The 24,374-nt window shown below is 64.5% G+C and carries 24 protein-coding genes; 15 read left to right on the top strand and 9 right to left on the bottom strand.

Annotation, left to right across the window (positions count from 1 at the left end):
* Positions 1-750 carry an LOG family protein gene (locus tag BTHE68_RS14470; RefSeq protein ID WP_061176836.1) on the top strand — a complete coding sequence of 250 codons (750 nt, stop codon included), beginning with the start codon at positions 1-3 and terminating at the stop codon, positions 748-750.
* 55 nt (positions 751-805) lie between these two features.
* Here BTHE68_RS14470 and BTHE68_RS14465 read toward each other — a convergent pair whose 3' ends face one another.
* Positions 806-2,332: an AMP nucleosidase gene (locus tag BTHE68_RS14465; RefSeq protein WP_061176898.1), complete on the bottom strand. Its 1,527-nt coding sequence runs from the start codon at positions 2,330-2,332 to the stop codon at positions 806-808.
* Positions 2,333-2,563: 231 nt separating this feature from the next.
* Here BTHE68_RS14465 and BTHE68_RS14460 point away from each other — a divergent pair, with 231 nt between their 5' ends.
* The 5 genes from BTHE68_RS14460 to BTHE68_RS14440 all read left to right on the top strand — a co-directional run bounded on the left by BTHE68_RS14460 (position 2,564) and on the right by BTHE68_RS14440 (position 6,020).
* Positions 2,564-2,974, top strand: coding sequence for a hypothetical protein (locus BTHE68_RS14460; protein WP_061176837.1), 411 nt, complete (start codon positions 2,564-2,566; stop codon positions 2,972-2,974).
* A 127-nt stretch (positions 2,975-3,101) separates the two neighbouring features.
* Complete coding sequence (locus tag BTHE68_RS14455) at positions 3,102-4,070, top strand: homoserine kinase (protein WP_162067042.1); 969 nt, start codon at positions 3,102-3,104, stop codon at positions 4,068-4,070.
* A gap of 9 nt (positions 4,071-4,079) precedes the next feature.
* Positions 4,080-4,901, top strand: coding sequence for a BPSS1780 family membrane protein (locus BTHE68_RS14450; RefSeq protein WP_162067041.1), 822 nt, complete (start codon positions 4,080-4,082; stop codon positions 4,899-4,901).
* Between the two features lie 105 nt (positions 4,902-5,006).
* Entirely contained in the window at positions 5,007-5,468 is a 462-nt protein-coding gene (locus tag BTHE68_RS14445) for a MarR family winged helix-turn-helix transcriptional regulator (protein WP_162067040.1), read from the top strand.
* A gap of 132 nt (positions 5,469-5,600) precedes the next feature.
* Positions 5,601-6,020 (top strand): organic hydroperoxide resistance protein, encoded by a 420-nt coding sequence (locus BTHE68_RS14440; protein WP_162067039.1) that lies wholly within the window; start codon positions 5,601-5,603, stop codon positions 6,018-6,020.
* 63 nt (positions 6,021-6,083) lie between these two features.
* Here BTHE68_RS14440 and BTHE68_RS14435 read toward each other — a convergent pair whose 3' ends face one another.
* Together BTHE68_RS14435 and BTHE68_RS14430 are read right to left on the bottom strand one after the other, a co-directional pair.
* On the bottom strand, positions 6,084-6,257 hold the full coding sequence (locus BTHE68_RS14435; RefSeq protein ID WP_087131518.1) for a DUF3563 family protein: 174 nt from the start codon (positions 6,255-6,257) through the stop codon (positions 6,084-6,086).
* Positions 6,258-6,396: 139 nt separating this feature from the next.
* Positions 6,397-7,575, bottom strand: coding sequence for an extracellular catalytic domain type 1 short-chain-length polyhydroxyalkanoate depolymerase (locus BTHE68_RS14430; RefSeq protein ID WP_162067038.1), 1,179 nt, complete (start codon positions 7,573-7,575; stop codon positions 6,397-6,399).
* Positions 7,576-7,886: 311 nt separating this feature from the next.
* Here BTHE68_RS14430 and BTHE68_RS14425 point away from each other — a divergent pair, with 311 nt between their 5' ends.
* The gene (locus BTHE68_RS14425) at positions 7,887-8,573 is read left to right on the top strand and encodes a phosphatase PAP2 family protein (protein WP_162067037.1); all 687 of its coding nucleotides are present in this window, start codon (positions 7,887-7,889) and stop codon (positions 8,571-8,573) included.
* A gap of 28 nt (positions 8,574-8,601) precedes the next feature.
* Here the strand turns inward: BTHE68_RS14425 and BTHE68_RS14420 are convergent, their stop codons facing one another.
* Together BTHE68_RS14420 and BTHE68_RS14415 are read right to left on the bottom strand one after the other, a co-directional pair.
* On the bottom strand, positions 8,602-9,426 hold the full coding sequence (locus BTHE68_RS14420) for a TOBE domain-containing protein (RefSeq protein WP_162067036.1): 825 nt from the start codon (positions 9,424-9,426) through the stop codon (positions 8,602-8,604).
* 45 nt (positions 9,427-9,471) lie between these two features.
* Complete coding sequence (locus BTHE68_RS14415; protein ID WP_162067035.1) at positions 9,472-10,929, bottom strand: CHAD domain-containing protein; 1,458 nt, start codon at positions 10,927-10,929, stop codon at positions 9,472-9,474.
* A 176-nt stretch (positions 10,930-11,105) separates the two neighbouring features.
* On the opposite strand from BTHE68_RS14415, the gene BTHE68_RS14410 reads away from it, so the two are divergent.
* Together BTHE68_RS14410 and BTHE68_RS14405 are read left to right on the top strand one after the other, a co-directional pair.
* Positions 11,106-12,689: an inorganic phosphate transporter gene (locus BTHE68_RS14410; RefSeq protein ID WP_162067034.1), complete on the top strand. Its 1,584-nt coding sequence runs from the start codon at positions 11,106-11,108 to the stop codon at positions 12,687-12,689.
* A gap of 328 nt (positions 12,690-13,017) precedes the next feature.
* Positions 13,018-13,176: a DUF3309 family protein gene (locus BTHE68_RS14405; RefSeq protein ID WP_086971801.1), complete on the top strand. Its 159-nt coding sequence runs from the start codon at positions 13,018-13,020 to the stop codon at positions 13,174-13,176.
* A gap of 92 nt (positions 13,177-13,268) precedes the next feature.
* Here BTHE68_RS14405 and BTHE68_RS14400 read toward each other — a convergent pair whose 3' ends face one another.
* Both BTHE68_RS14400 and BTHE68_RS14395 read right to left on the bottom strand, forming a co-directional pair.
* Positions 13,269-13,577 (bottom strand): hypothetical protein, encoded by a 309-nt coding sequence (locus tag BTHE68_RS14400; protein WP_162067033.1) that lies wholly within the window; start codon positions 13,575-13,577, stop codon positions 13,269-13,271.
* A 17-nt stretch (positions 13,578-13,594) separates the two neighbouring features.
* Positions 13,595-13,819 (bottom strand): hypothetical protein, encoded by a 225-nt coding sequence (locus BTHE68_RS14395; protein WP_061176847.1) that lies wholly within the window; start codon positions 13,817-13,819, stop codon positions 13,595-13,597.
* Between the two features lie 278 nt (positions 13,820-14,097).
* Here BTHE68_RS14395 and BTHE68_RS14390 point away from each other — a divergent pair, with 278 nt between their 5' ends.
* From BTHE68_RS14390 to BTHE68_RS14380, 3 genes are all read left to right on the top strand, one after another.
* Positions 14,098-14,370 carry a DUF2866 domain-containing protein gene (locus BTHE68_RS14390; RefSeq protein ID WP_162067032.1) on the top strand — a complete coding sequence of 91 codons (273 nt, stop codon included), beginning with the start codon at positions 14,098-14,100 and terminating at the stop codon, positions 14,368-14,370.
* 93 nt (positions 14,371-14,463) lie between these two features.
* Positions 14,464-14,898 (top strand): MbcA/ParS/Xre antitoxin family protein, encoded by a 435-nt coding sequence (locus BTHE68_RS14385; RefSeq protein WP_162067031.1) that lies wholly within the window; start codon positions 14,464-14,466, stop codon positions 14,896-14,898.
* Positions 14,898-15,629 carry an RES family NAD+ phosphorylase gene (locus BTHE68_RS14380; protein ID WP_174258087.1) on the top strand — a complete coding sequence of 244 codons (732 nt, stop codon included), beginning with the start codon at positions 14,898-14,900 and terminating at the stop codon, positions 15,627-15,629. Before BTHE68_RS14385 ends, BTHE68_RS14380 begins: the two co-directional genes overlap by 1 nt.
* A 13-nt stretch (positions 15,630-15,642) precedes the next feature.
* Here BTHE68_RS14380 and BTHE68_RS14375 read toward each other — a convergent pair whose 3' ends face one another.
* Both BTHE68_RS14375 and BTHE68_RS14370 read right to left on the bottom strand, forming a co-directional pair.
* Positions 15,643-16,944, bottom strand: coding sequence for a DNA topoisomerase IB (locus BTHE68_RS14375; RefSeq protein ID WP_232077996.1), 1,302 nt, complete (start codon positions 16,942-16,944; stop codon positions 15,643-15,645).
* A gap of 71 nt (positions 16,945-17,015) precedes the next feature.
* Positions 17,016-17,753: a metallophosphoesterase gene (locus BTHE68_RS14370; protein WP_162067030.1), complete on the bottom strand. Its 738-nt coding sequence runs from the start codon at positions 17,751-17,753 to the stop codon at positions 17,016-17,018.
* 251 nt (positions 17,754-18,004) lie between these two features.
* Between BTHE68_RS14370 and BTHE68_RS14365 the strand changes: the two genes are divergently transcribed.
* The 3 genes from BTHE68_RS14365 to BTHE68_RS14355 all read left to right on the top strand — a co-directional run bounded on the left by BTHE68_RS14365 (position 18,005) and on the right by BTHE68_RS14355 (position 24,351).
* Positions 18,005-18,661, top strand: a complete 657-nt coding sequence (locus tag BTHE68_RS14365; RefSeq protein ID WP_162067029.1) for a DUF1345 domain-containing protein — start codon at positions 18,005-18,007, stop codon at positions 18,659-18,661.
* Between the two features lie 283 nt (positions 18,662-18,944).
* Entirely contained in the window at positions 18,945-20,606 is a 1,662-nt protein-coding gene (gene glgA / locus BTHE68_RS14360) for a glycogen synthase GlgA (RefSeq protein WP_162067028.1), read from the top strand.
* Between the two features lie 340 nt (positions 20,607-20,946).
* Positions 20,947-24,351 carry a maltotransferase domain-containing protein gene (locus tag BTHE68_RS14355; protein WP_162067027.1) on the top strand — a complete coding sequence of 1,135 codons (3,405 nt, stop codon included), beginning with the start codon at positions 20,947-20,949 and terminating at the stop codon, positions 24,349-24,351.
* The last annotated feature ends 23 nt before the right edge of the window (positions 24,352-24,374 follow it).

Here is a 24,374-nt window from a genome sequence, read left to right as displayed (position 1 = left end):
ATGAACAAGAGAAAAGTGATTCCGAGTCTGCGATCGCTCGCAGATCAAGAGCGCGCGACGGCCAAGAAGGCTCGCGCATCGTGGCAGATGTTCACGATTATGGCAGAGTTTATCGAGGCGACCGAGTACCTCTCGGAGATCCGCCCTGCCATCAGCATCTATGGTTCGGCGCGGCTGAAACCCGAGTCGCCGTACTATCAGCGCACGATCGAAATCGCGCAGAAATTCTCCGACGCGGGCTTCGCCGTCATTTCGGGCGGCGGGCCGGGCATCATGGAAGCCGCGAACAAGGGTGCGCACGCGGGCAAGTCGCCTTCGGTTGGCCTCAACATCGAACTGCCGCACGAGCAGTCGGGCAACCAGTGGCAGGACATCTCGCTGCGCTTCCGTCACTTCTTCACGCGCAAGGTCACCTTCGTAAAGAACTCGGACGCGGTCGTGGTGATGCCGGGCGGCTTCGGCACGCTGGATGAACTCGCCGAAGTATTGACGCTCATTCAGACCAAGAAGTCGCGTCACGTGCCGATCGTGCTGGTCGGCTCGGAGTTCTGGGCTGGCTTGCTCGACTGGTTCAAGACCACGCTCCTGACCAATGGCGTGATCAGCCCGAAGGATCTGGATCTGATGCAGGTGATCGACGATCCCGATCAGGTGCTCGATGCCGTGCTGCGCTTCTATGAAGACCGCGAGGATTCGGTCGAGCAGCCGGCGGAAGGCAAGTCGGATGAGGATCGGATGTTCTATCTGTGACGCTGTGGAAGCGAGCGGATCTCGAACCCGCTCGCTTCGCTTCAGGATCTGCTGATCACTGAAACGCCACCTCCGCGAAGCTTCGCAACTTCCGCGAATGCAGCTTCGACAAACCATTCATCCTCAGCAACTCCATCGCCTTCACGCCGATCTGCAAGTGCTGATCCACCTGCGCGCGATAGAACTGATCCGCCATGCCGGGCAGCTTGAGTTCGCCATGGAGCGGCTTGTCCGACACGCATAGCAGCGTCCCGTACGGCACGCGAAAGCGGAACCCATTGGCCGCGATCGTCGCGCTTTCCATATCCAGCGCCACCGCGCGGCTCTGCGACAGCCGGCGCACCGGCTCGCGATGATCCCTTAATTCCCAGTTGCGGTTATCGACGCTCGCGACCGTGCCCGTACGCATCACGCGCTTCAGTTCCACGCCTTCCAGTTGCGTCACCTGCGCAACCGCGCGCTCGAGCGCGACCTGCACTTCCGCGAGCGCGGGGACGGGCACCCACAGCGGCAGATCGTCATCGAGAACGTGATCTTCACGCACATAACCGTGAGCGAGCACGTAGTCGCCCAGACGCTGCGTATTGCGCAGACCCGCGCAGTGCCCGAGCATGATCCACGCATGCGGCCGCAGCACCGCGATGTGATCCGTGATCGTCTTCGCGTTCGACGGCCCCACGCCGATGTTCACCATCGTGATGCCGCTGCCGTCCGCGCGCTTCAGGTGATATGCGGGCATCTGCGGCAGGCGCGCGATCGGCGCGCCTTCCTCCGGCTGCTCGCCGAGGTTCGCGTTGTACGTGACGACATCGCCCGGTTCGACGAACGACGAATACTCGCTGCGATACGCGCGCGTTTCCTCGTCGTCGGCGCGCGACATCATCGTGCGGCCGAGCTTCACGAATTCATCGATATAGAACTGGTAGTTCGTGTACAGGACGTAGTTCTGAAAATGCGTCGGCGACGTGGCCGTGTAGTGCCTCAGCCGATGCAGCGAGAAATCGACGCGCGCCGCCGTGAACAGCGCGAGCGGATGCGGCTCGCCCGGACCCGGCTCGTACGTGCCGTTGACGATGCGGTCGTCGAGCAGCGCGAGGTCCGGCGTATCGAAGATGTTGCGCATCGCGAGCAGGCGGTCGCGATCGAGATCGCCTTCGAGATGGATGCCCTCGGCAAACGCAAAGTGAATCGGAATGGGCTGCGCGGACACGCCTACTTCGAGACCCACGTGATGGTTCTTCGTAAGCAGTCGCAATTGCTCGCGATAATAATCGCCGAAGAGATCGGGACGCGTGAGCGTCGTTTCATAGATGCCCGGGCCCGCCACGAAGCCATACGAACGCCGCGAGTCGATCTGCGTGTTGAGCTCCGAGCGCACGCGCACGAACGGATAACACGCGCGCACGCGGTGCGTGAACTGCTCGTTGCGGCGATAACGCGCGAAGGCATCGCGCAGAAATGCGGTATTCGCTTCATAGATCGCCGAAAGACGCGTGACGGCGGCAGCCGGGTCCTCGAAGGATTCGGTCGGGAAGTCGTTGGCGGGTGTGCCCTGTGTGCTTTGAGTCCGGTCGTTTGTCATGATCTTGTGTCTTTCTTCAATGCCCTCGTGGTGAATCGACATTAACACGGAAGAATGCGCGAACCATGAAGTCCCTCTTCGTGTGAGTGCGTGCGATCACACCGTGCAACACCTTTTTGGCGCGCCCGGTCAAATTTCGCGAAAGCAGCGCAAAATAAGGCGTTCGACCCGAGTGAGCCACTGCGTCAGCAACCGTTTTGTTAGAATCCGGCCATCGCCTGGAGAACCATCATGAAGCCGCACCTTTGCGCCGCCGCCGCGGCAGTCCTCGCCGCAGCAAGCCTCGGCGCATTTGCGCAACCGGCGCAGCCAGCCGCCAACGCAGCACCGCAACCCGCGGCGCAGAAAATGTCGCCGGAAGAAGCCGCGGGCCTTCCGGACCTGAAAGCCATCAACCGTCCGCCCGCCAATGTCAGCTCGAAAGTCGAGATTTCGCCACCGCGCGTGCCGAGCTATCACGAACTGAGCACCAATGGCACCGAAATCACCGAATTCCGCGACAAAGGCAAGCCCGTCGAAATCGACGTGCGTTCGAATCTCGGCACGCGCTACCAGATGAGTTCGCCCGCCGATACATCGCCGCAAGTGCGCGACAACGGCAAGGCAAGCACGCGCCTGCCCTCGGTCAACCTGCGTTACTGATCGCCGATCCCGTAAGATTGCTTCGGACCCGCTCCTTCCGAGCGGGTCGCGGCACTGTGGCTTCCTGCCCGGCGCCATCGTTCACAGGCCCGCTCCTGGCCGTCCAACCTGACCGACGTTTTCCTGCATGGCTGTCTTCACTCCCGTCACCAACGCCGAACTCGGCGACTGGCTGCAAGACTACGATCTCGGCGATGTCGTCGAATTTCGTGGCATCCAGTCGGGCATCGAGAACAGCAACTTCTTTCTCACGACGACGCACGGCGAGTTCGTCCTGACGATCTTCGAGAATCTCACGGCGACGCAACTGCCGTTCTATCTCGATCTGATGCGTCATCTGGCGTCGCATCGCGTGCCGGTGCCCGATCCGATGCCGCGCCGCGACGGCTCGCTGTTCGGCCTGCTGCACGGCAAGCCCGCGAGCATCGTGACGAAGCTCGAAGGCGCGCCCGAGCTTGCGCCCACGCCCGCGCACTGCATCGAAGTCGGGCAGATGCTCGCGCGCATGCATCTCGCAGGTCGCGACTTCCCGCAGCATCAGCCGAATCTGCGCAGCCTTTCGTGGTGGCAGGAGAAGGCGCCGTCGATCGTCGGATTTCTGAGCCCGGAGCAACGCGCGTTGTTCGAGAACGAACTCGCGCATCAGACGGCGTTCTTCGGCTCGGCGGACTACGCGTCGCTGCCGGACGGCCCGTGCCACTGCGATCTGTTTCGCGATAACGTGCTGTTCGCGCCCGGCCGCGAGCACGCGCGTCTGGGTGGCTTCTTCGATTTCTACTTCGCGGGCGTCGACACATGGCTCTTCGACGTCGCCGTGACCGTGAACGACTGGTGCATCGATCTCGCGACGGGCGCGCTCGATCCGGCGCGCGTCGATGCGATGCTGCGCGCCTATCAGACGGTGCGTCCGTTCACGCCCGCCGAGGAGCGTCACTGGAACGACATGCTGCGCGCCGGCGCGATGCGTTTCTGGGTCTCGCGCCTGTTCGACTTTTACCGCCCGCGCGAAGCACAGATGCTGAAGGCGCACGATCCCGGCCATTTCGAACGCATTCTGCGCGAACGCGTCAAAGCCGCTTCCCCCCTCAACCGATAACCCTGCGACATGCGACTGATCGAAGTTCCCGCCAAGACCGGCTACGTGTGGTTCCGTCAGGGCATCTGGCTGTTCCGCCGCAACCCGTTTGCGTTTCTCACGGTGTTCTTCGCCTATCTGTTCGTGATGACGCTGATCTCGCGCGTGCCGCTCGTCGGCCCGATTCTGCCGCTCCTGTTCATCCCGGGCGTCGCGGTCGGCTTCATGGCGGCGTGCCGCAACACGATCGCGGGCAAGCCGGTCTGGCCGACGGTTCTCGTCGACGGCTTCCGCTCGTACGGAGGCATCGTCGCGCGCCGGCTGCTCGCGCTGGGCGCGCTGTATATCGTTGCGATGGCCGCGATTTTCGCGGCATCCGCGCTCGTCGACGGCGGCACGCTGCTCAGCCTCATGATGGGCGACGCCCCGACCGGGGATCCGGAAACGGTCGCCGCGAGCTTCAGTCCGCTCGCGGTGCTCGTCGCGATGGCGTGCTATCTCCCTGTCGCGATGCTGTTCTGGTTCGCGCCGATCCTCGTCGCGTGGCATGACGTGCCGCCCGCGAAGGCGCTGTTCTTCAGCCTCGTTTCTTGCTGGCGCAACCGTGGTGCGTTCGTTTACTACGGCGTGCTGTGGATCGTCATCGCGCTCGCGGTGTCGTTCGGCCTTACCGCGCTGATGCAGGCGCTCGGCGCGGGTCAGGAAATGGCGCTCGCGGTGCTGATGCCAGCATCGATCATCGTGACGACCGCGCTGTATTGCTCGTTCTACGCGACCTATCGCGGCTGCTTCGGCGTGCAATCGCCCGATTCGCCGGACATTCCCGACGCGCCCGGCACACCGAACGCCTGACCGAAACGCCGCGCGCGGCGAACGCGCGCGGCGATCCTTCGTGCGCGAAGCATTGCACGTACACTAGCGCCATCGGCCGCCCCGGCCTTTCTGCCGCGCCCCTCCATGACTTCGCCCGACGCCTCGCCCGACTTCCCGCTCGAACTCGATCAGCAGTTGTGCTTCGCGCTCTACTCGACATCGCTCGCGATGACGAAGGCGTACAAGCCGCTTCTGGAGAAGCTCGAGCTGACGTATCCGCAATATCTGACGATGCTCGTGCTCTGGGAAGCCGACGATCTGACCGTGAAGGACATCGCCGCGCGCCTTGCGCTGGATTCCGCGACGATGACGCCGCTGCTCAAGCGCCTCGAAGCGCAGGGATATGTCGAGCGCGTGCGTGGAGTCGAGGACGAGCGGCAGGTTCATGTCCGGCTGACTGACGTCGGTCGCGATCTCAAACGCGCCGCCCGGGCGATTCCACCGGAAATCTACTGCGCATCGGGTTCCGATGCGGACGCCATGCTTCGCTTGCGCGACGACCTCGTACGCTTGCGCGCTTCGCTCAACGAATACCTCGACGCGTGACCGCAGCCCGATAGCGAATCCCCAACGAATCGATTGGTAATTTTTAATTTGCACGCTAATTATTATCGCGATATATTTCGTCCGTGGTTCACGCAGTACCCAACCGACAACCGAAACCGACGGAGAGAAACGATGAGCATTCTGTACAAGGCAACCGCGACGAGCACGGGCGGACGTGATGGCCGCGCAGTGTCTTCGGACGAGCAACTGAACGTGAAATTGAGCGCGCCGAAGGAACTCGGCGGATCGGGCGCGCCGGGCACGAACCCTGAGCAGCTTTTCGCGGCGGGCTATTCGGCCTGCTTCCTGTCGGCGATGAAGTTCGTCGGCGGCCAGCAAAAGCGCGCGGTGCCGGCCGATACGACGGTCACGGCAGACGTGGGCGTCGGCCCGAACGATGCGGGCGGTTTCAAGCTCGACATCGAATTGCGCGTTTCGTTGCCGGGCCTCGATGCCGCCGAAGCGCAGGCATTGGTGGATGCCGCGCACAAGGTCTGTCCTTACTCGAACGCCACGCGCAACAACGTCGACGTGCGCGTGAAGGTCATCTGAGATAGCGGGAACGAAAAAAGCCGACCCACTGGGCCGGCTTTTTCGAGCTGCTGAAGCAGAAACTTAGTTCGACATCCACGACGGATGACGCGCCGTCACGCGCTGGTCCAGCTTCTTCATACGATATTCGAGATCGTAAATATCCGTCGCTTCAGCGAGATACGCGTCGTCGCGCTCGCGATCGCGTTGGTCGGCGGATTTGGTCAGGAACAGGAAAATACGGCTGAGCAGGAACATGGTGGGCCTCGCTTGAATACTGGGGTAACTACCTATGAAACCGATTATAGGGTAATCCCTGATCCAACGCCAGCCCTGTTTGCTAGAACGCTGATACTAAAGACTAAATTGCAACACTCGAAACGCTGTCTGCCCGCCCTCAGGCGACGTACACATCGCGCGCAGCCACGCTGGGCCGCCGCTGGTGCTTGAAAAACTCCCACATCAGCGCCGACGAGTCCGGACCCTTGGACGAGTGGAATGCCACGGTATCGTCGCCGCCGGCCCATGAGTGGCCGAGGCCGCGCACGATCGCTGTCTTCACCACACGCCTGCCGTTCTTGACGTAATCCGTCACGACGCCGTCCGACTGCGTTTCCTCGCGCGACTCGCCCGCGCGGCGATTGCCCGCCGCATCGACGAAGCCGTTCAGCCGAAGAAACTGTTTCGCCAGTTGTCCGGCGTTCGCGGACGTGACGACCGAGTCCAGTTCGCCATGCACGATGATCGCCGGCATGCCCGGATACTCGCGAACATCGACAGCCGCGTCGATCAGCGTGACGGGATCGGTGCGGCTGCCGCGGCGCATCACGTCCATCGCGCCGATGGCCGAGCGCGCCTCGCCGAAGACCACGCCCGAATGCAGGCCGACCGCCGCAAACAGATACGGATAACGCACGGCCAGAAGCGCCGCAAGCCCCGCACCCGCCGACATGCCGGCGACATATACGCGCTCCGGATCCAGATTGTGCTGCTCGACCATCGCGCCCACGAGGGACACGACCGAAGCCGCCTCGCCACCGCCGCCCGCGCCCGAATCGTCGTACCAGCGCCAACAGCGATGCGCGTGATCATGCTTCGACTGCTCCGGATAGAGCACCGCGAAGCCGTACCGGTCCGCGAGCAGGTTGATGCGCGTACCTTGCGCGAACTCGTCGGCGTTCTGCTTGCAGCCGTGCAGCATCACGACGAGCGGCATCGGCTCCAGACTGTCTTTCGGCGGAAGGTAAAGCGCGTACGACATGTGATTCACGAAACGGCCGGCCGTGGGCGGCGCTGAATGATACGAGCGCGCCCATTTCCCGCGCGCCCACGCCGATGCGCGGGGCCGCACGCGTGACTCGCGCATGGCCGGGCGCGCACCGGCGCGAGGCGCGCCAGTCGCCTTGGCGGTTGCGGTCGCTTTAGTGGCCGCGCCCGACTTCAGCTTTGACTTGACGGTCTTCGCGCGCGCGGGCTTGGCCGCCGGGCGGGGCTTCGGTGCGCGAAACGATTCCACTTGGCCGGCGACCAGGCGTCTCAAGCCGCGCAACCAGAGCTTGGTAAGGCTTTTCGACATTCGGCTGGGTCCTCCACAAACATGCAAGTCGACCGGCGCGACGAAAGATCGCCCCGGATTGTGCATTGCACAATAACACCAAACACGGGGAAATGTCGCGCGCCCGCTACTCACATATCGAGATGAAATAACGGAAATTCAACACCAAAGGCAAAATTAAACGAAAGTTACGCGATGTAACGGTCAGCTTGGTTTAAGCAATGTCGCATAATTCAGCATCTTCCCAAGCGTTATACTTGTGTTCTTCTGCGGCGGCGCACACTAACCGCCCAGCAGGAGCATCATTCGTTCCCAAGCATCCAAGAATACTAATGACCGTAGATTTGCCCACTTCCATCTGGATCTCCATCACCGCGCTCGGCAGCGTCGGCGTCATGGGTCCTGCGGCGCTCATCGTCGCCGCATGGCTCGCACTCGGCTATCGCTGGAAATATGCGCTTGCATGGCTCGCATTGCTCGGCGCGGCGAGCGGCCTGGTCGCGTTGAGCAAGATCGCGTTCATCGGCTGGGGCATCGGCGTGCGTCATCTCGATTTCACCGGCATCAGCGGACACGCGCTTATGTCGACGGCGGTTATGCCCGTCGCGATTTTCGTCGCGCTGTTGCCCGCGCGCAGCGCAATGCGCGCGGCCGGCGCCGCGATCGGCCTGCTGCTGGGCGTGTGGGTCGGGGTATCGCGCGTCGTGCTCGACGCGCATTCGGTGTCGGAAGTGGTGGCGGGCTGCGCGCTCGGCGCGGTGGTCGCGCTGGCGTTCGTGTGGATCGCGTGGCGAGCCGAGTCCGGCAAGCTTGCGCCGACGCCCGTCGCCGCGAGTCTCGCGGCAGTCGTCGTGGCCCTGCATGGCGTGCCGGTGCCGACTCAGCACTGGATCACCGAAATCGCGCTCGGGCTGTCGGGCCACGAGCGCCCTTACGTGCGGGCGAGCTGGAAAGCGAAAACCTATCGCGCCCCTGAGCGCCGCACCGAAGTTCCATCCAAGGAACGCGCGGCCGCCTGACGCGGTCCGCGCCTACGCGGCGTGACGCTCAGTCGTTCACGCCGATGATCACGCTCGATGCCTTGATCACCGCCACAGCCTTCTGACCTTGCGCGAGGCCGAGCGAGTCGGCGCTCTGATTCGTGATGATCGCGGTGACGGTGGTGCCGCCGTCGAGCGAAAGCGTCACTTCGGCGTTCACCGCGCCCTTCGTCACGCTGGCAACCGTGCCGCGCAACTGATTGCGCGCCGAAAGTTTCGCGTTCGTGTCTTCCATCAGCATGACCCACGACGCCTTGATGAGCGCAAACGCGTCGCTGCCTTCCTTCAGCCCCAGCGACTGAGTGCTTTCATGCGTGACGACCGCGACGATCGTCTGGCCGCCTGGCAAACCGAGTTCGATTTCATCGTTCACCGCACCGCGCGTGACCTTCGTCACCTTGCCGGCCAGTTGATTGCGTGCGCTTGTTTTCATTCCTAGTCTCCCGATCAGTTGCCAGTCATGGGCGAAGCCTTCGATGGCCGCGCCCGCTCTTTCCAGAAATCTTCGATGCTCGCGTTCGACCGCGCGGTACGTGTCGATGAGGCGCAGCGCCGCCGGCGTCAGCGTCGTTCCGCCGCCGCCCCGGCCGCCCGCCGCGGTCGTCACGAGCGGTTCGCCGGCCAGGTTGTTCATGGTATCGACTGCATCCCACGCGGCCTTGTAGCTCATGCCGACGGCCTTCGCTGCGCCCGTGATCGATCCCGCATCGCGAATCGCGGCCAGAAGGCCGATGCGCGCGGCGCCGCCGAGCGTCTCCGTGCCGCTGCTCAGCCACACGGCGCCACCGAGTTTCAGCGAGTCGCGCACCTTTGGCAGTGCTGTTTTGGTCATCTGTTGCCTCTGCGGACGTGCCGAAACGATGGAACGCGAACCGCATTATATCGACGGCCTCACACGCGGACGATGCATCGAGCGAAGCAGCCGCTCGCCTTCCTGCGCGTCCTTTCTCGCCGACGCCGCGCCCCACGCCCGCGCGAAACCGCGCTGGTAGTCGCTGGCCTCGGGAATGGCCGCGAGCCGGTCGGCGGCGACGGCCGCATCGTTTGCTTCGCCGAGCACTGTCTGCAATTCGCCGAGCCGCTGCGCCGTTTGCTTGCGCGTGCGCCGCGACGTGACCGAGCGGAAGAATTCGAGCGCATAGCGCAGCCGCTTCGCGTGAATACGCACGCGATGCCGCTCGCGCGCTTCCAGCGATGCGAGATCGCGCGCGCGCGCGATGCGCCGGTAGTCCTTGCGAATGCGCTCCGCGGCATAGCTGACCAGCCGTACCGGCTCTGCCTCTTCCTGCGACGCGAAGCGCGCAAGCCATTCGACGAACGCGAGCGTCAGACGCGCGTAACGCTTCGACGCGAGCGCGTCGCGCACCGCGTCCCGCGCGACGCGCCGCTTGATGTCGGCGGCGGCTATGAGCGTCTGCCAGCGTTCGGCGCTGTCGTCTGCTTCGGCGTAGGCGGGCAGCGTTTGATCGGTAAAGACGTCCCAGTCGCGCGCATTGGCGAGCAGCTCGCCGAACCACTCGAGATCGGGCGCGATGCGCGTATTCCAGGCGTCGTCGACATAACTTTTGAAGAGTTTCAACAGCGTCTTCAGGCGCCGCTGCGCGACGCGCAACTGATGCACATGCTCATCGCCGAGACTTGCATGCGATGCAGCCGCGTTGCCGAACCAGTGTTGCGCCACCGACGCCGCGATCGCGACGAACGCCTCGTGGCGCGTCGCGGTGCGCGGCAGATCGAGCCGTGCCGCATGCACGGGCGCCGTCTCCGATTCCTGCGCTTCATCCGGCGCGACGAAAAACGACGCTGCGTCGATGACCTCGCCCGCGAGTCGGAACACCGCATCGAACGCGCCGACCACCGACGCCGCCGCGAGCCGCAAAATCGGCGGCCCGTTGCTGGAGGCTTCGAGCGTGGCGAGGACATCCGCGCCGCCCGCGTCGATACGCCATTCGATGCGCTCGATCTCACGCTCCAGATCGGTATCCGGCAGCGGCACGTCGAGCGGTTCGCGCAACGCATCGTCGGCCTGGGCGAATTCCGTAAGCGATGCCGCCAGATCGTCGCTCGCAGGCCGCGCGAAGGTCCGATAACGCGTGAAGCCGGAAATCGGCGTGCCTTCCTCCTGCACGGCGCACAGCGTGCGCGCGCCGTCCAGCGTGTCGATCGACAGCCGCCAACCCGGCGCCTTCAGCGGAATCTCCCGTGTCGTGAAGCGCGCACGCACGGGCGTCACGTCCGCGAAGGCGGCAATGCGCTGCAACGCGTCGGCAAGCGCGCCGACGGAACCTGCGCTGGAACGATGCGATTGCAGCGCAACTTCGACCCACACCGTCATGAAGCCTCCCGAAGCGGTCTCGCGCCGCTATCAAGTCATACGAAAAGCCAGTTTTTCCGAAGTCATGAAATCGACACACGGCACGGGAAACATGGCCATTTGTGCTTCTGAACGCTGCTCGTCTGCCTTTCAACTCCTCACACGACCTCGCGCAAGGCCGGCCCCAAGGACGCGACATGAACCAGATTGCCTTCCCTTCCCAGAACGGCCGCACGCCCGGACAGCGAATCGCGCTGCTGGTGTTCCTGCTCGCGATCTTCGCGGGCGCCGTGTACTGCATCATGCATCTGCTCGACGATCTCGCGCCGGTGCGCGAATCGTCGGCGTTTCCGTACATCATGCTTGCCATCGCGCTGCTGATCGCGCTTGGCTTCGAGTTCGTCAACGGCTTTCATGACACGGCCAATGCCGTCGCAACCGTAATTTACACGCACTCGCTGACGCCGAACCTGGCTGTCGTCTGGTCGGGCGCATGGAATTTCATCGGCGTGCTGGTGTCGAGCGGCGCGGTGGCGTTCGGCATCCTGCAACTGCTGCCGGTCGAGCTGATCATCGGCGTGGGCAGCTCGCAAGGCTTCGCGATGGTGTTCGCACTGCTGATCGCGGCGATCATCTGGAATCTCGGCACCTGGGCGCTCGGTCTTCCTTCTTCGAGTTCGCATACGCTGATCGGTTCGGTGATCGGCGTCGGCCTGATGAACCAGATGCTGCACGGGACCAACGGCACGTCGGGCGTCGACTGGAGCCAGGCGGCGTCGGTGGGCAAATCGCTGCTGTTCTCGCCGATCGTCGGCTTCGTCGCCGCCGGTTTCCTGCTGTATGTGCTGAAGCTCGTCGTGCGCGTGCCGGCGCTCTACAAGGAGCCGAAGAAAAACACGCCGCCGCCGTTCTGGATTCGCTGCCTGCTGATTCTCACCTGCACGGGCGTGTCGTTCGCGCACGGCTCCAACGATGGCCAGAAAGGCATGGGCCTCATCATGCTGATCCTGATCGGCACGGTGCCGACCGCCTACGCGCTGAACAAGGCCGTGACGGCGAGCGAGACGCAGAACTTCGTCGCGGTGAGCCACAGCGCATCGGAAGTGCTGCAGCGCTACGTCAACGGCGCGGCGCCCGCCGCCGATGCGCGCGGCCAGGTCGAGAAGTTCGTGCAGACGAAGACGCTCGCGCCGGACACGGTCGCGTCGCTGAAGAGCGTGGTCGATTCGATCGAAACGCAGGTCCGCCCGAGCCAGACGATCGCCGCCGTGCCGCAAGACAACGTCCGCAACGTGCGCAACCAGATGTACATCGCGTCCGAAGCGCTGCGCATCATGGAAAAGCAGAAAACGCCCGCGTTCTCCGCCGATGACACCGCCGTACTCGACAACTACAAGAAGCAGCTCGACCACGCGACCAAGTTCATCCCGACGTGGGTGAAAGTCGCCGTCGCGGTGGCGCTCGGCCTCGGCACGATGGTCGGCTGGAAGCGCATCGTCGTGACGGTCGGCGAGCGCATCGGCAAGTCGCATCTGACGTATGGACAAGGCGCGTCGGCGGAACTCGTCGCGATGCTGACCATCGGCGCCGCCGATGTCTACGGCCTGCCGGTCAGCACGACACATGTGTTGTCATCGGGCGTCGCGGGCACGATGGCCGCGAACGGCTCGGGCCTGCAATGGCGCACCGTGCGCAGCCTCGCGCTCGCGTGGATCCTCACGCTGCCGGTATCGATCGCGCTCGCGGGTTTGCTGTTCTGGGCCTTCCGCGGCTTGTTCTGACCGCACTTCGGCGTTTCAGGAACGGCGCGAAGAATCCCGTCGACGGGCTCTTCACGCCGTGCAACTTTTGCCCGCCCCACCGCATTTCCCCTCTCCTTTTCGACAATCGTATGCTCACGCGCGCGCTCACCAGAACTGCGAGCGCCTTGTTCCACGGGCTTTCACGCGCGCTGGCATGACCGTTGCTCTATTGCTCTCGTCGATCGCACAACGGATCTGCCGGCGGCATGAGCCGCCGATCCCCTGGCGTATGACTGTCGATGACAGTTGGGAGGCCGCGCCGGGCGCCGATTCGCCCACGCGGTCTATTTGAACAAGGAGAAGTCGAATGACGATCGGAACCATACTGCTGATCATCCTGATCCTGATTCTGATCGGCGCCATACCTTCGTGGCCGCACAGCCGCAGTTGGGGCTACGGACCGAGCGGGATCGTCGGCGTCGTGCTGATCGTGGTGATCGTCCTGCTGCTGATGGGTCGCCTATGACGCATTGCGGCTGCCAGCCGGGTCGGGCCGCAAAGAAAAAGGGGCGCTCCGTCGGGGCGCCCCTTTTGTCGTCTACGCTTTGTGAGGTCTTTCTAGACCCGCATCACCTGGCCGTTCGGCTCGATCTTGCGCGGGATGACCGGTTCGGTCTGTTTCGGCGATGATGCCTTCGGCCGCGGCGTCACCGGCGGCTGTTCGATGGCGGTCTTGTCGGCGACCTGCTTCACCGTGGTTGCGCTCTTGCGCTTCTTTTTGGCCGAGGCCTGCGCGGTCGCGTGCGCTTTGCTCTTGCCCTTGACGCTCTGTGCTTCGGGAGGATTCCAGACTTCCGTGTAGCGCTCGGCCGCAAAAAGCGTCGACGAGCCGATCAGAAGAACGACGATCAGGAATACGCGCTTCAAGTGATTCGCTCCAACGATTAGTGACCCGCTCTGCGCGAGAGGATGGCGTCGAGCGACTGCTCGGATGTTTGCAGCTCGCGCAACGCGGCGTCGAGACGCGCAAGCGCACGTGCGACGAAGCGCCCGTCCTGACCGGAATCGGGCTCGCCTCGCGTGGCGTCGAACGCTGCGTGGACCGCGCGCGTCGCGCGCATGAACCGTTCGAGCGCGGCGGCTTCGAGCGGATCGTTGCGTGGATTCATCGGCAACCTCCCTGTCGCGGACAACCTGTACGAATATACAGTAAGCGGTCACCGCGGCAAACAGGCGGCGCGCGCCGTGGTGAAAATGCCGAAGCGCCTCTTGACCGGCCCGCCAGCCCGACGTCCGTGGCGTGCGGCGGCATTTCGCCGCGCCTCCCGGCCGCGCCCTCGCGCATTAAGTCCCCCTTAATTCTCTGCCGACACACTCGACTCACGATCCGGCTCCATCGCCCCCGTCCGCATCGGACGGCCGAGCCACTACCGTGAGGAATGTTGCCATGCCCGCCAATACCGCCGCGCGCCGACGCCCCGCCAACCTCGCACCGACGTTGCGCAAGCAGTATGCGCTCACCCTGCGCGAATGCCGTCTGTCCCTGCCCGTCGAACCGCCCTGGGGCCCGGCTTATCGCATGGTCGAGTGGGCGCTGAAGAACGATCCGCGCGTCCAGCGCCGTGTGGTTCCCGCCGATTGCACGCCTTCCCAGATCGCCGATGCGCTCAAGTCCCATGTACCCGGCCGCCGCTACGGCCCATCCGACGACGAGGACTGATCCGGCGCTGCAAGCAGAAACACTCATGGCATGCTTGTATTAATCCAAATATGGACTAATATTCGTTGAAAGTTCCTTTGGAGACTCAACGACATGCCCAACGCCGCACACGCCGCCGCGTCGGCCGGCCATCCGGTGCCGCGTCCGGCGCTTGATTCAAGCGATCTTTCCGCCGCCGGGCTGCGCGCGTTCTTCAATATTGCGCGCGACTGGGCGCTTTCCGCCGAAGAGCAGATCACGCTGCTCGGCTCGCCCGGGCGCTCCACGTACTTCAAATGGAAGCATGACCCCGAGTCCGCGCGGCTCGCGCGCGATACGCTGGAGCGCCTGTCGCTGATTCTCGGCATCTACAAGGCGCTGCAAATCCTTCTGCCCGACCCGAAAGCCGCCGATACCTGGATCCGTCGTCCCAACGCCGCGCCGCCCTTCGGCGGTCATCCGGCGCTCGATCGTCTGCTGGCGGGCAACATCAGCGATCTCGTCGCCGTGCGCCAGTATCTCGACGCAATGCGAGGCGGCTGGGCGTGATGGGGATCGCATTCAGCAAGGACACATCGAACTGGCGCGAACGATGGCCGCACGGTCTGCTCGACTGGACGCCCGCGTACCGCGTGATTCCGACGCGTTTTCCGGCCGTGAATCTGTTCGACCGGGTCGCCTCGCCGCAGGATTTCGAGGCGCTCTACGCGCTCGAAGCGATGACCAACGACCGCCTGCGCACGGAAGTCGGCGAACTGGATCTCGTGCCGCCCGAGGAACGCTGCTTCGGGCCGGGATGCGGGCCGATCATGGCGACGTTCACGCATCTGAACCCGAACGGCAGCCGCTTTTCCGACGGCAGCTACGGCGTGTTCTACTGCGGCCGCGAGCGGCAGACGGCGATCGCGGAGACGCGCTATCACTCGGGTCTCTTTCTCGCAGCCACAAACGAAGCGCCGCTGCGTCAGCAGATGCGTCTCTACACGGTGCGGGCGCACGGCGAAGTCGTCGATCTGCGCGGCGATGCGATCGCTGAGGCGGGACTGGATCCGAGCATTCTCGCGCCGGATGATTACGGCCCGGGCAAGGCGCTCGGCCGCGCGGTGCGTGCGGCGGGCGCGCGGGGAATCGCGTATCCGTCGGTGCGCGATCCGGAAGGCGAATGCCTCGCCGCCCTGCGCACGACGATGCTGCGCGACTGCCGTCACGCGGCCTATCTCGAATACAACTGGAACGGCGAGACGGTCGACTATGTGTTCGAACTAAACCAGATCGGCTGACCGGGCAAACGTTTCACGCGCCTGAACCGATCGCCACCGCGGTTTCCGTGCGCGTGCGCGCGAGTTTCTTCGACGCCGGCCGCGCGGCCTTTTTCGCCGGCTTCCGGACGACCTGCTCCAGTGCCTGGCTCGCCGCATTCTTGCCGCTCGCCTTCAGCGCACCGGCGCGCGCCTTGCGGCTCGATTCGGTGAGCAGCTTCGTGATGCGCGTGTCGCTCGGCGCGGCGCCCTTGCGGTTCTTGCGCGCCGCCTCGCGCGTGCGGCGCTTCGCTTCCTTTTCGAGGAAGATCGCGAGCGCGGCTTCATCGGTCTTCAATCCGTGGCGGCGCGACGCGGGCAGCGTTTCCGCCAGTTCGCCCGCCTCGAATGCGTCGATGACTGCAGGATGCACGTAGCACTTGCGGCACACGGCAGGCGTGTTGCGCAGCAATTGCGCAACTTCCTTAATCGTGCCGACGACATGCTTGCGCGCCTCCGTCACCGTCTCCCATTTGAGCCTTCTGAGCGCCGCGAGCGCGAACACACTGCCGGCCCACGTCCGATAGTCCTTCGCGGTGAAATCCGCGCCGGTGATCTCGTGCAGATACTCGTTGATGTCCGATGAACTGACCGAATGACGCGTGCCGTCCGCATCGAGATACTGGAAAAGATCCTGACCCGGCAGATCCATGCAGCGTTTGACGATGCGCGCGACCCGTGTATCGCTCACCGCGACATCGTGCTCGATGCCGCTCTTGCCGCGAAACCTGAACCTCAGCATCCCCGCCGATACTTTCAGATGACGCTTTCGCAACGTCGTCAGCCCATACGAGCGATTTTCGCGCGCGTACTCCTCGCTGCCGACGCGGATCAGCGTCGTGTCGAGCAGGCGCACGACGGTCGCGAGCACCTTGTTGCGCGGCATGCCGTCGAGCGTCAGATCGCGCGCGACGCGTGAGCGCAGCTTCGGCAGCACACCGGAGAACGCGAGCATGCGCTCGTACTTGGTGGCGTCGCGGGTTTCGCGCCATTGCGGGTGATAGCGATATTGCTTGCGCCCGCGCGCATCGCGCCCGGTCGCCTGGAGATGGCCGCGCGCGTCGGGGCAGATCCAGACATCGGTGTAAGCGGGCGGAATGGCGAGCGCATTGATGCGGCGAATCTCCGCTTCATCGTCGATACGCCTGCTCTGCGTGTTGAAGTACGCGAATGCGCCGTCGGTCCATTCGCGCGTATAGCCGCGCCGCGAATCGTCCATGTAGCGCAAGCCCGGCGGCAGATCCTCGGGGCAGCCCTGCACGCCTCCCGTCTCGATGTCGTTTCCGATTCGTGCCACCTTGCGCCTCGCCACTATGCGTTCGATTGATGGCGAAACATCGAGCAACGCGCGTGCCGGACTACCTGGGTTCAGGGCAGTGCGAGCGCGCCAGCGCCTTCCGCCGTGGCCCAGCGCTCCTTGACGGACCAGCGCTCGTCGGTGCCGGGCTGAACGATCGTGAGCCGCCCTTCCGACGCGAACGCGCCGGTATCGATGAAGATCTGCGCGCCTATCTGCTTCACCGTGCGCGTCGGCGTGTGGCCGCAGTACGTGGGCGAAAGCCCATATTGCTGACCCGGGTCCGCGTGACCGAGCGCGAGGCCGCGGCCCCACAAAATCTGGTTGCGCACGTCGTCAGGAAATTCGGCGACGTCGAGTTCGGCGTCGCAGCCGAAAAACTCCGCGTGCAGCACATTGAAACGCTGCGCGCCCTCGCCGACGATACGCACCAGTGGCAGCTTCGCGAGCCGCGCCGCGAGCACGGCAAGCTGCTCGTCGCTGACCGATTCCGCCCAGTCGCCGCCGATCGCATACCACGACTGGCGCCGCATCGTGCCGGTCGCGACGGAGATCAGCGAATCCTCGTGATTGCCGCGCACCGCGTAAAACCACGGCTTGTCGATGAGATCGATCGCCGCGAGCGAATCCGCGCCGCGATCGACGAGGTCACCGACGGAGAACAGCCGGTCCCGCGCACCATCGAAGCCGATTTCGTGCAGCAGATAGCGCAGCGCATCGACGCAGCCATGCAGATCGCCGACCACGAAATCGCGGCCGCTCTCGTTGGCGGAATGCCTGCAGACGATAGGATAGGTAGGACCATTCATGCGTCGATGATAGCGCTGCTCAATGACACCGTGTGAGGGTTGGATCGCTTTTGCAAGCAATCTGGAAGCTGGCTCGACAACCGTTACATCGCCGTTACGTGCGCGCTCATCATCGACGTAAAAGCTGCCGCCCAGATTATCCGAATCCGCATTTATTGCGCCCGCTTGCGAGCGCTCACCTTGCTGAAAGGCAGACGGGCAATAATCGCAGCCATCGAGCGAAGCCTGGCTCCCATGCGGATCGACACGCGATGAAGCAGATTCTCCCGTCTGTACTGCGCAACCGGCCGCGCGCCCTGATCGGCCTGCTGATCGGTGGCGTCGTGGCCGCCCTCATTCCGGCGCACGTGCGTCCGACTGCGCGCGCACTGCTCGGCTGGGACACGGCGGTGTGGCTCTATCTCGTGCTGATCTGGCTGAAGATGGCGACCGCGCGCCAGAGCGACCTGCAGGAACTCGCCGAGCGCGAGGACGAGAACGCCGCGACTGTGCTGATGATCGTGAGCGTCGCGGCGATTGCAAGCATCGTCGCGATCGTCGTGGAGTTGTCGACCGCAAAAAACATGGGCGCCGGCGCGGTGCTGCATTACCTGCTGACCGGCGCGACGATGCTCGGCGCCTGGTTCCTGATCCCGACGATGTTCACGCTGCACTACGCGCGGCACTACTATCAGTCGCCGGACAACGACCCCGCGCTCAAGTTTCCCGACCAGCATCTGAAGCCCGACTACTGGGACTTCCTCTACTTCTCCTTCACCATCGCCGTGGCCTCGCAGACCGCCGATGTCGCGCTCGCCTCGACCTCCGCGCGCCGCACGGCGCTCGGGCAAGCGGTGCTGTCGTTCTTCTTCAATCTCGCGGTGCTCGGGCTCTCCATCAACATCGCCGCGAGCATGGTCGGCGGCTGAAACGACGTTGTCACGCGCGCGCCATAAGCTCATCTCATCCGCCGTGTAAAAACGCGGCGCGCGCCGCTGTCAGTTTTACACGCGGCACGTTCGTGCCGTTTCGCGCATGGCCGGAGCGCACGTCGCCATCGTTTCGGCGCCGACGCGAACGTGCTGCACTGCACACATATCGGCGCGTGGCACACCGATTGCTGCAATGCGCCAGCCATTCCGAATCCCATCCCGATCAGCACTTGCATGCGCGGCCGTTCATCCGCGCGTTCCGCTTGCACAGGAGCCCACTTTGCCCTTGAACGTTCTGCTGGTCGCCTCCGAAGCCGTCCCGCTCGCCAAGACCGGCGGACTCGGCGATATGGTCAGCGCCTACGCCGCCGCACTGCGCGAAGCCGGCGTCGACGCCACCATCCTGCTTCCCGCTTACCCGAATGCGATCGCCCAGGCGCAAGGCCTGAGCAAGGTCGGTACGCTCAGAGGCCTGCCCGGCGGCGATGCGACGCTGTTGCGCGCGCGCATGCCCGACACCGGCGTGCCCGTGCTGCTGCTGCGCTGCGACGCGCTCTACGCGCGCACCGGCCTGTATCAGGACGCGCAGGGCCGCGATTACCCGGACAATGCAATCCGCTTCGCGATGCTCTCGGCCGCGGCGGTCAGGATCGCGGAGGGCGTGCGCGGCGTGAAGAAACCCGACATCGTGCACGCGCACGACTGGCATACCGGCCTCACGCCGCTCCTGATGAAGCATGCGGGCGTGCACGCAAAGAGCGTATTCACGATCCACAATCTCGCATTCCAGGGCAACTACGCGCGCTCGCTTGGTGCGTCGCTCGGCGTGCCCGAGAAATGGCTCGTGCATGCGCTCAGCGATCCGAAGAGCATCGAGTTCTACGGCGCGCTGAGTCTGATGAAAGCGGGCATCGTGCATGCCGATCGCGTCACGACCGTCTCCGAAACCTACGCGCGCGAAATTCTCACGCCGCGTTTCGGGCACCTGATGGAAGGCGTGCTGCAAAGCTGCGCCGACAAGTTGTGCGGCGTCGTCAACGGCATCGACGAACAGGCGTGGAATCCCGCTACCGATGCGCTCATCGAACGCAACTATTCGTTCGACGATATGCGCGGCAAGCACGCCTGCAAGCGCGCGCTGCAACGCAAGTTCGGCTTGCCCGTCGATCCGTTCGCGCCGCTGATGGCGATCGGCAGCCGCATGACCGGTCAGAAACTGGCCGATGTCGTGCTCGAAGCGCTGCCGCGTCTGCTGGAGAAGCATCCGCGTCTGCAACTGGCGGTGATCGGCAAGGGCGAAGCGTATATCGAAGCGGGCTTCCGAAAGCTCGCGCAGGAATGGCCGGACCGGGTCGGCGTGTATATCGGATATGACGAGCGGCGCGCGCATGCATTGCACGCGGGCGCGGACATCCTGCTGCATGGCAGCCGTTTCGAGCCCTGCGGCCTCACGCAGATGTACGCGATGCGCTATGGCACGCTGCCGGTCGCATCGCGCGTGGGCGGCCTCGCCGACACGATCGTCGATGCGGCGCAAAACGCGGATCACGCGGCCTACTCCGCGCTGCGTCCGTCGATCGTGCTGCGCGACGGCACGCACGACATGCCGATCGCGGCGATGTCCGCGCCGCGCGCCTCGCACGCGCCCACCGGCTTTCTCTTCGATGGCGGACGCGCGGGCGATGTCATCGACGCCGCGAGCCGCGCGCTCGATGCCTACATGCGCCCGCAAGTGTGGCGCGCGCTGCAGCGCAACGCGATGTCCCGCGATTTCGGATGGAACGAAGCCGTCACGAAGATGGTCGCACTGTACGTCGGCGTGAGCGACGCGCGCCCGAGCCGCACGGCACTGCGCCCGCGCCGCGATGCCGACATCATGCAGGCGCCCGCGCACATGCCCGCGCAGGCGCACGACGCGCATTCGCTTGCGCGCACTGCCTGAGCATGTCCGCTGCAGTTGTTCCATAGTAGTGCCCTGAAGTTGCACTGAGCCGGACACGCCGGGCGCGGCACGCTACGTGCTGCCTCGCCGTGCGTTGACGATCACTTGGGGACCGTGGCGCCCACCGTGCGCGCGAAGAGCGCTCGATACACGGTGCATCGCGGAGCGCGGCCAGGCAGGCGTCGATTCGAACGGCGCCAGGGTGTAATCTGAGTTCCGCCTGAGAGCCCGCGCGATCCGCGACACCGGGACGGCTCTTCAGCCAGTTTGGCCCGTGAGCGTGATCGCGATCGATGCCCGCATCCCCGCCACCGCAGGACGACTCTGGAAAAGACTAACGATGGAAAACCATCAAGCTCATCATGCGTACGCGCCGCGTATCTACTTCATCGATCCCCTGCTCGTCGGCCCGCTCGCGAACTGGCCCGCCCAGTTCGAGCACGCGGCCGGGCTCGGCTTCGACCATGTCCTGATCGGCTCGCCGTTCGTGCCCGGCAGCAACGGGCATCGCGAAGCGGTGGCGGATCATCATCGGCTGCACCCCGTCTTCGAATCCGATGCGAGCGCAGCCGAGGTTCTGCGCCAGCTTGCCGACGCCGCGAAGAAGCACGATCTCACCCTGCTCGTCGATATCGTGATCGATCGCGTGAGCGCCGAGGGCGGCCTCTATCAGGAGAACAAACACTGGTTCCAGCCGTTCGAAAGCGCGGACGCGCGGCTCGATCCGCGCAAGCCGCCGCGTCAGCGCGATGTCGCCTGGGCGAACTTCGCCGACGGCGAGTCCGCGCATCATCTGACCGAATGGTGGGCGCGGGAGCTGAACGTGCTGGCCGCGGCGGGCGTCGGCGGCTTTCGCTTCGATTCGCCTTACGCGGTGCCCGCGCACGTTTGGCGCAGGCTCGGCGCGGCCGTGCGCGAAAAGCATCCGGACACGCGCTGGCTCGCGTGGACCGTCGGCGCGACGCGTCATGATCTGCATGGTCTCGTCGATGCCGCATTCGACGCCGTGTTCGCCTCCACGCGCTGGTGGGACTTCAAAAGCGCATGGCTCTTCGACGAGCACGCCGCGCTCACGCGCATCGCCTCGCCTATAACGTTCCCCGAAGATCCGTTCGGCGCGCGTCTCATCAGCGATCTCTCCGATACGAGCGACACCGCGATCGTCGAACGCGCCTACACGCGCGTGCTCGACACCGCCGCCGCGCTCGGCACCGGCATCATGGTGCCGATGGGCTTCGAATACGGCGTCGGCCTGCCGATGTCGCCGCAATACGGCGTCGCCGCGGAATACCAGCGCGCGAAGAGCGAGAAGCGCATCGATCTCACGGCGCGCGTGCGGCGCGCGAACGAACTGCAGCGCAATGTCGGCACGCTGTCGAGCGTCGGCGAACTGCGCTCGCTGACGGGCTCGGGCACGCCGTACGCCGCGCTGATTCGCGCCGATGGCGGCGATCTGCGTCACAGCGAAGGCGCCGTGCTCGCGATCATCAATCCCGATCTCGTCGCGCCCGTGCATGTCGATACGCTGCATCTGCTCGAATCGGTGCCGGGCAACTACACGCGCTTCGCGCTCATCGACGATGCCATGGAGAAGGCCGAACGCCTCGCGCCGTTCACGCTGAAGGCGGGCGAAGTGCGCCTGTTCCGCGCGGAAGCCGAGCCGTTCATCCTGCTTGCGCAACCGCAGGTGAAGCGCGGCGCGAAAACCGCCGACAAGAAATCCGTGACCGAGGCGATCGCCGCGCCACGCGTGTCGATCGAAAGCGTCACGCCGTCCATCGATCACGGGCGCTTTCCGGCGAAGCGCATCGTCGGCGAGGCGCTGGAGATTCAGGCCGCGATCTTCGCGGAAGGTCACGACAAGATCGCCGCCTCCGTGCAATGGCGCGCCGCCGACGAGACCGACTGGCACGAAGCGCCGATGACCGCCGTGCAGCCCGCCGGCCTCGATCTGTGGTCGACTCGCATTCCGCTCGAACGCGTGGGCCGTCATGAATTCGTCGTGATGGCATGGCGCGACGATTACGCGTCGCTCGTCGATCACATGCAGAAGAAGCTGAAGGCCGGACAGACCGTCGAACTCGAAGTCGAGGAAGCGAAGCATCTGTTCGCGCTGATTCTCGCGGAAGTCAAGACCGCCGACGATGCCGACAGCGACAGCGCCCCGCTCGACGCGATCGTCAAGGAGTTCACCAAAGCCCATGACGCGCGCAAGCTCGAACTCGTGCTCGCGCCCGCGACCGCGAAGGCGGTTGCGGCGGCAAGGCATCGGCCGTTCCTGTCGCGCGATCCGGTGGTCTATCGCGTCGACGCCGAACGCGCCGCCGCGCGCTTCGCGAGCTGGTACGAGATCTTCCCGCGCTCGATGAGCGACGACGTGAATCGTCACGGCACTTTCATCGACGTGATCGGCAAGATGCCGCGCATCCGCGAAATGGGCTTCGACGTGCTCTATTTCCCGCCGATCCATCCGATCGGCATTGCCAACCGCAAGGGCAAGAACAACACGCTCACGGCCGAGCCGGGCGATGTCGGCAGCCCGTATGCGATCGGCGGCAAGGAAGGCGGCCACACGGCCGTGCATCCCGAACTCGGCAATCTCGACGACTTCAAGCGCATGCTCGAAGCCGCGCATGAACATGGTCTCGAGATCGCGCTCGACTTCGCGGTGCAGTGCTCGCCGGATCATCCGTGGCTGAAGGAACATCCGACATGGTTCGCGTGGCGTCCCGACGGCACGCTGCGCTATGCAGAGAATCCGCCGAAGAAGTATCAGGACATCGTGAATCCGGACTTCTATGCGCAGGACGCGAAGCCCGAACTATGGATCGCCCTGCGCGATGTCTTCCTGCACTGGGTCGCGGCGGGCGTTCGCATCTTTCGCGTCGACAACCCGCATACGAAGCCGTTTCCGTTCTGGGAATGGGTCATCGGCGACGTGCGCGCGCGTCATCCCGACGTGATCTTCCTCGCCGAAGCCTTCACGCGGCCGCGCGTGATGAATCGCCTCGCCAAACTCGGCTTCTCGCAGTCGTACACGTACTTCACGTGGCGCGAAAGCAAGCGCGATTTCATCGAGTACATGCACGATCTCACGCAGACCGACGCGAAGGATTACTTCCGCCCGAACTTCTTCGTCAACACGCCGGACATCAATCCGCGCTTCCTGCAAAGCTCGGGGCGGCCGGGCTTCGTGATCCGAGCGGCGCTGGCGGCGACCCTGTCGGGCCTGTGGGGCGTCTATAGCGGCTTCGAGTTGTGCGAGTCCGCGGCGCTGCCCAACAGCGAGGAATATCTGCACTCCGAGAAGTACGAGCTGAAGGCGTGGGACTGGAACCGGCCCGGCAACATCGTGACCGAGATCACCGCGCTCAACCGCATCCGCCGTGCGAATCCCGCGTTGCAGACGCATCTCGGCGTGAACTTCCTGCCCGCGCATAACGATCACATCCTGTTCTTCGAGAAGGCGAACGCATCGCGCGATAACGTCGTGCTGGTCGCGATCAATCTCGATCCGTTCAACGAGCAGGGCGCAGATATCGACCTGCCGTGGCAGACGCTCGAACGCTGGGGCGTGCACGACTGGGACGCCGTCGCGGTCGAAGATCAGGTGACGGGCGAACAATTCGAATGGCGTGGACGGCGTCAGCACGTGCGGCTCAATCCGCATTCGCTGCCGTTCGCGATATGGCGCATTTCGCCGACCTGGGGCTTGCCGAAGCCTCAACCGAACGAGGAAGGATGAATCACCGGCGGCGAACGAGAGCA

Source organism: Burkholderia sp. THE68, from assembly GCF_009938265.1.
Classification (GTDB): domain Bacteria; phylum Pseudomonadota; class Gammaproteobacteria; order Burkholderiales; family Burkholderiaceae; genus Caballeronia.
Note: the sequence above shows the minus strand (reverse complement) of the source record. Positions and strands in the feature narration are given on the sequence as shown.

Bases quoted from the DNA above. Each gene is read 5' to 3' on its own strand.
- BTHE68_RS14470 (WP_061176836.1), top strand. From the start codon at position 1: ATGAACAAGAGAAAAGTGATTCCGAGTCTGCGATCGCTCGCAGATCAA.
- BTHE68_RS14465 (WP_061176898.1), bottom strand. From the start codon at position 2,332: ATGACAAACGACCGGACTCAAAGCACACAGGGCACACCCGCCAACGAC.
- BTHE68_RS14460 (WP_061176837.1), top strand. From the start codon at position 2,564: ATGAAGCCGCACCTTTGCGCCGCCGCCGCGGCAGTCCTCGCCGCAGCA.
- BTHE68_RS14455 (WP_162067042.1), top strand. From the start codon at position 3,102: ATGGCTGTCTTCACTCCCGTCACCAACGCCGAACTCGGCGACTGGCTG.
- BTHE68_RS14450 (WP_162067041.1), top strand. From the start codon at position 4,080: ATGCGACTGATCGAAGTTCCCGCCAAGACCGGCTACGTGTGGTTCCGT.
- BTHE68_RS14445 (WP_162067040.1), top strand. From the start codon at position 5,007: ATGACTTCGCCCGACGCCTCGCCCGACTTCCCGCTCGAACTCGATCAG.
- BTHE68_RS14440 (WP_162067039.1), top strand. From the start codon at position 5,601: ATGAGCATTCTGTACAAGGCAACCGCGACGAGCACGGGCGGACGTGAT.
- BTHE68_RS14435 (WP_087131518.1), bottom strand. From the start codon at position 6,257: ATGTTCCTGCTCAGCCGTATTTTCCTGTTCCTGACCAAATCCGCCGAC.
- BTHE68_RS14430 (WP_162067038.1), bottom strand. From the start codon at position 7,575: ATGTCGAAAAGCCTTACCAAGCTCTGGTTGCGCGGCTTGAGACGCCTG.
- BTHE68_RS14425 (WP_162067037.1), top strand. From the start codon at position 7,887: ATGACCGTAGATTTGCCCACTTCCATCTGGATCTCCATCACCGCGCTC.
- BTHE68_RS14420 (WP_162067036.1), bottom strand. From the start codon at position 9,426: ATGACCAAAACAGCACTGCCAAAGGTGCGCGACTCGCTGAAACTCGGT.
- BTHE68_RS14415 (WP_162067035.1), bottom strand. From the start codon at position 10,929: ATGACGGTGTGGGTCGAAGTTGCGCTGCAATCGCATCGTTCCAGCGCA.
- BTHE68_RS14410 (WP_162067034.1), top strand. From the start codon at position 11,106: ATGAACCAGATTGCCTTCCCTTCCCAGAACGGCCGCACGCCCGGACAG.
- BTHE68_RS14405 (WP_086971801.1), top strand. From the start codon at position 13,018: ATGACGATCGGAACCATACTGCTGATCATCCTGATCCTGATTCTGATC.
- BTHE68_RS14395 (WP_061176847.1), bottom strand. From the start codon at position 13,819: ATGAATCCACGCAACGATCCGCTCGAAGCCGCCGCGCTCGAACGGTTC.
- BTHE68_RS14390 (WP_162067032.1), top strand. From the start codon at position 14,098: ATGCCCGCCAATACCGCCGCGCGCCGACGCCCCGCCAACCTCGCACCG.
- BTHE68_RS14385 (WP_162067031.1), top strand. From the start codon at position 14,464: ATGCCCAACGCCGCACACGCCGCCGCGTCGGCCGGCCATCCGGTGCCG.
- BTHE68_RS14380 (WP_174258087.1), top strand. From the start codon at position 14,898: ATGGGGATCGCATTCAGCAAGGACACATCGAACTGGCGCGAACGATGG.
- BTHE68_RS14370 (WP_162067030.1), bottom strand. From the start codon at position 17,753: ATGAATGGTCCTACCTATCCTATCGTCTGCAGGCATTCCGCCAACGAG.
- BTHE68_RS14365 (WP_162067029.1), top strand. From the start codon at position 18,005: ATGAAGCAGATTCTCCCGTCTGTACTGCGCAACCGGCCGCGCGCCCTG.
- BTHE68_RS14355 (WP_162067027.1), top strand. From the start codon at position 20,947: ATGGAAAACCATCAAGCTCATCATGCGTACGCGCCGCGTATCTACTTC.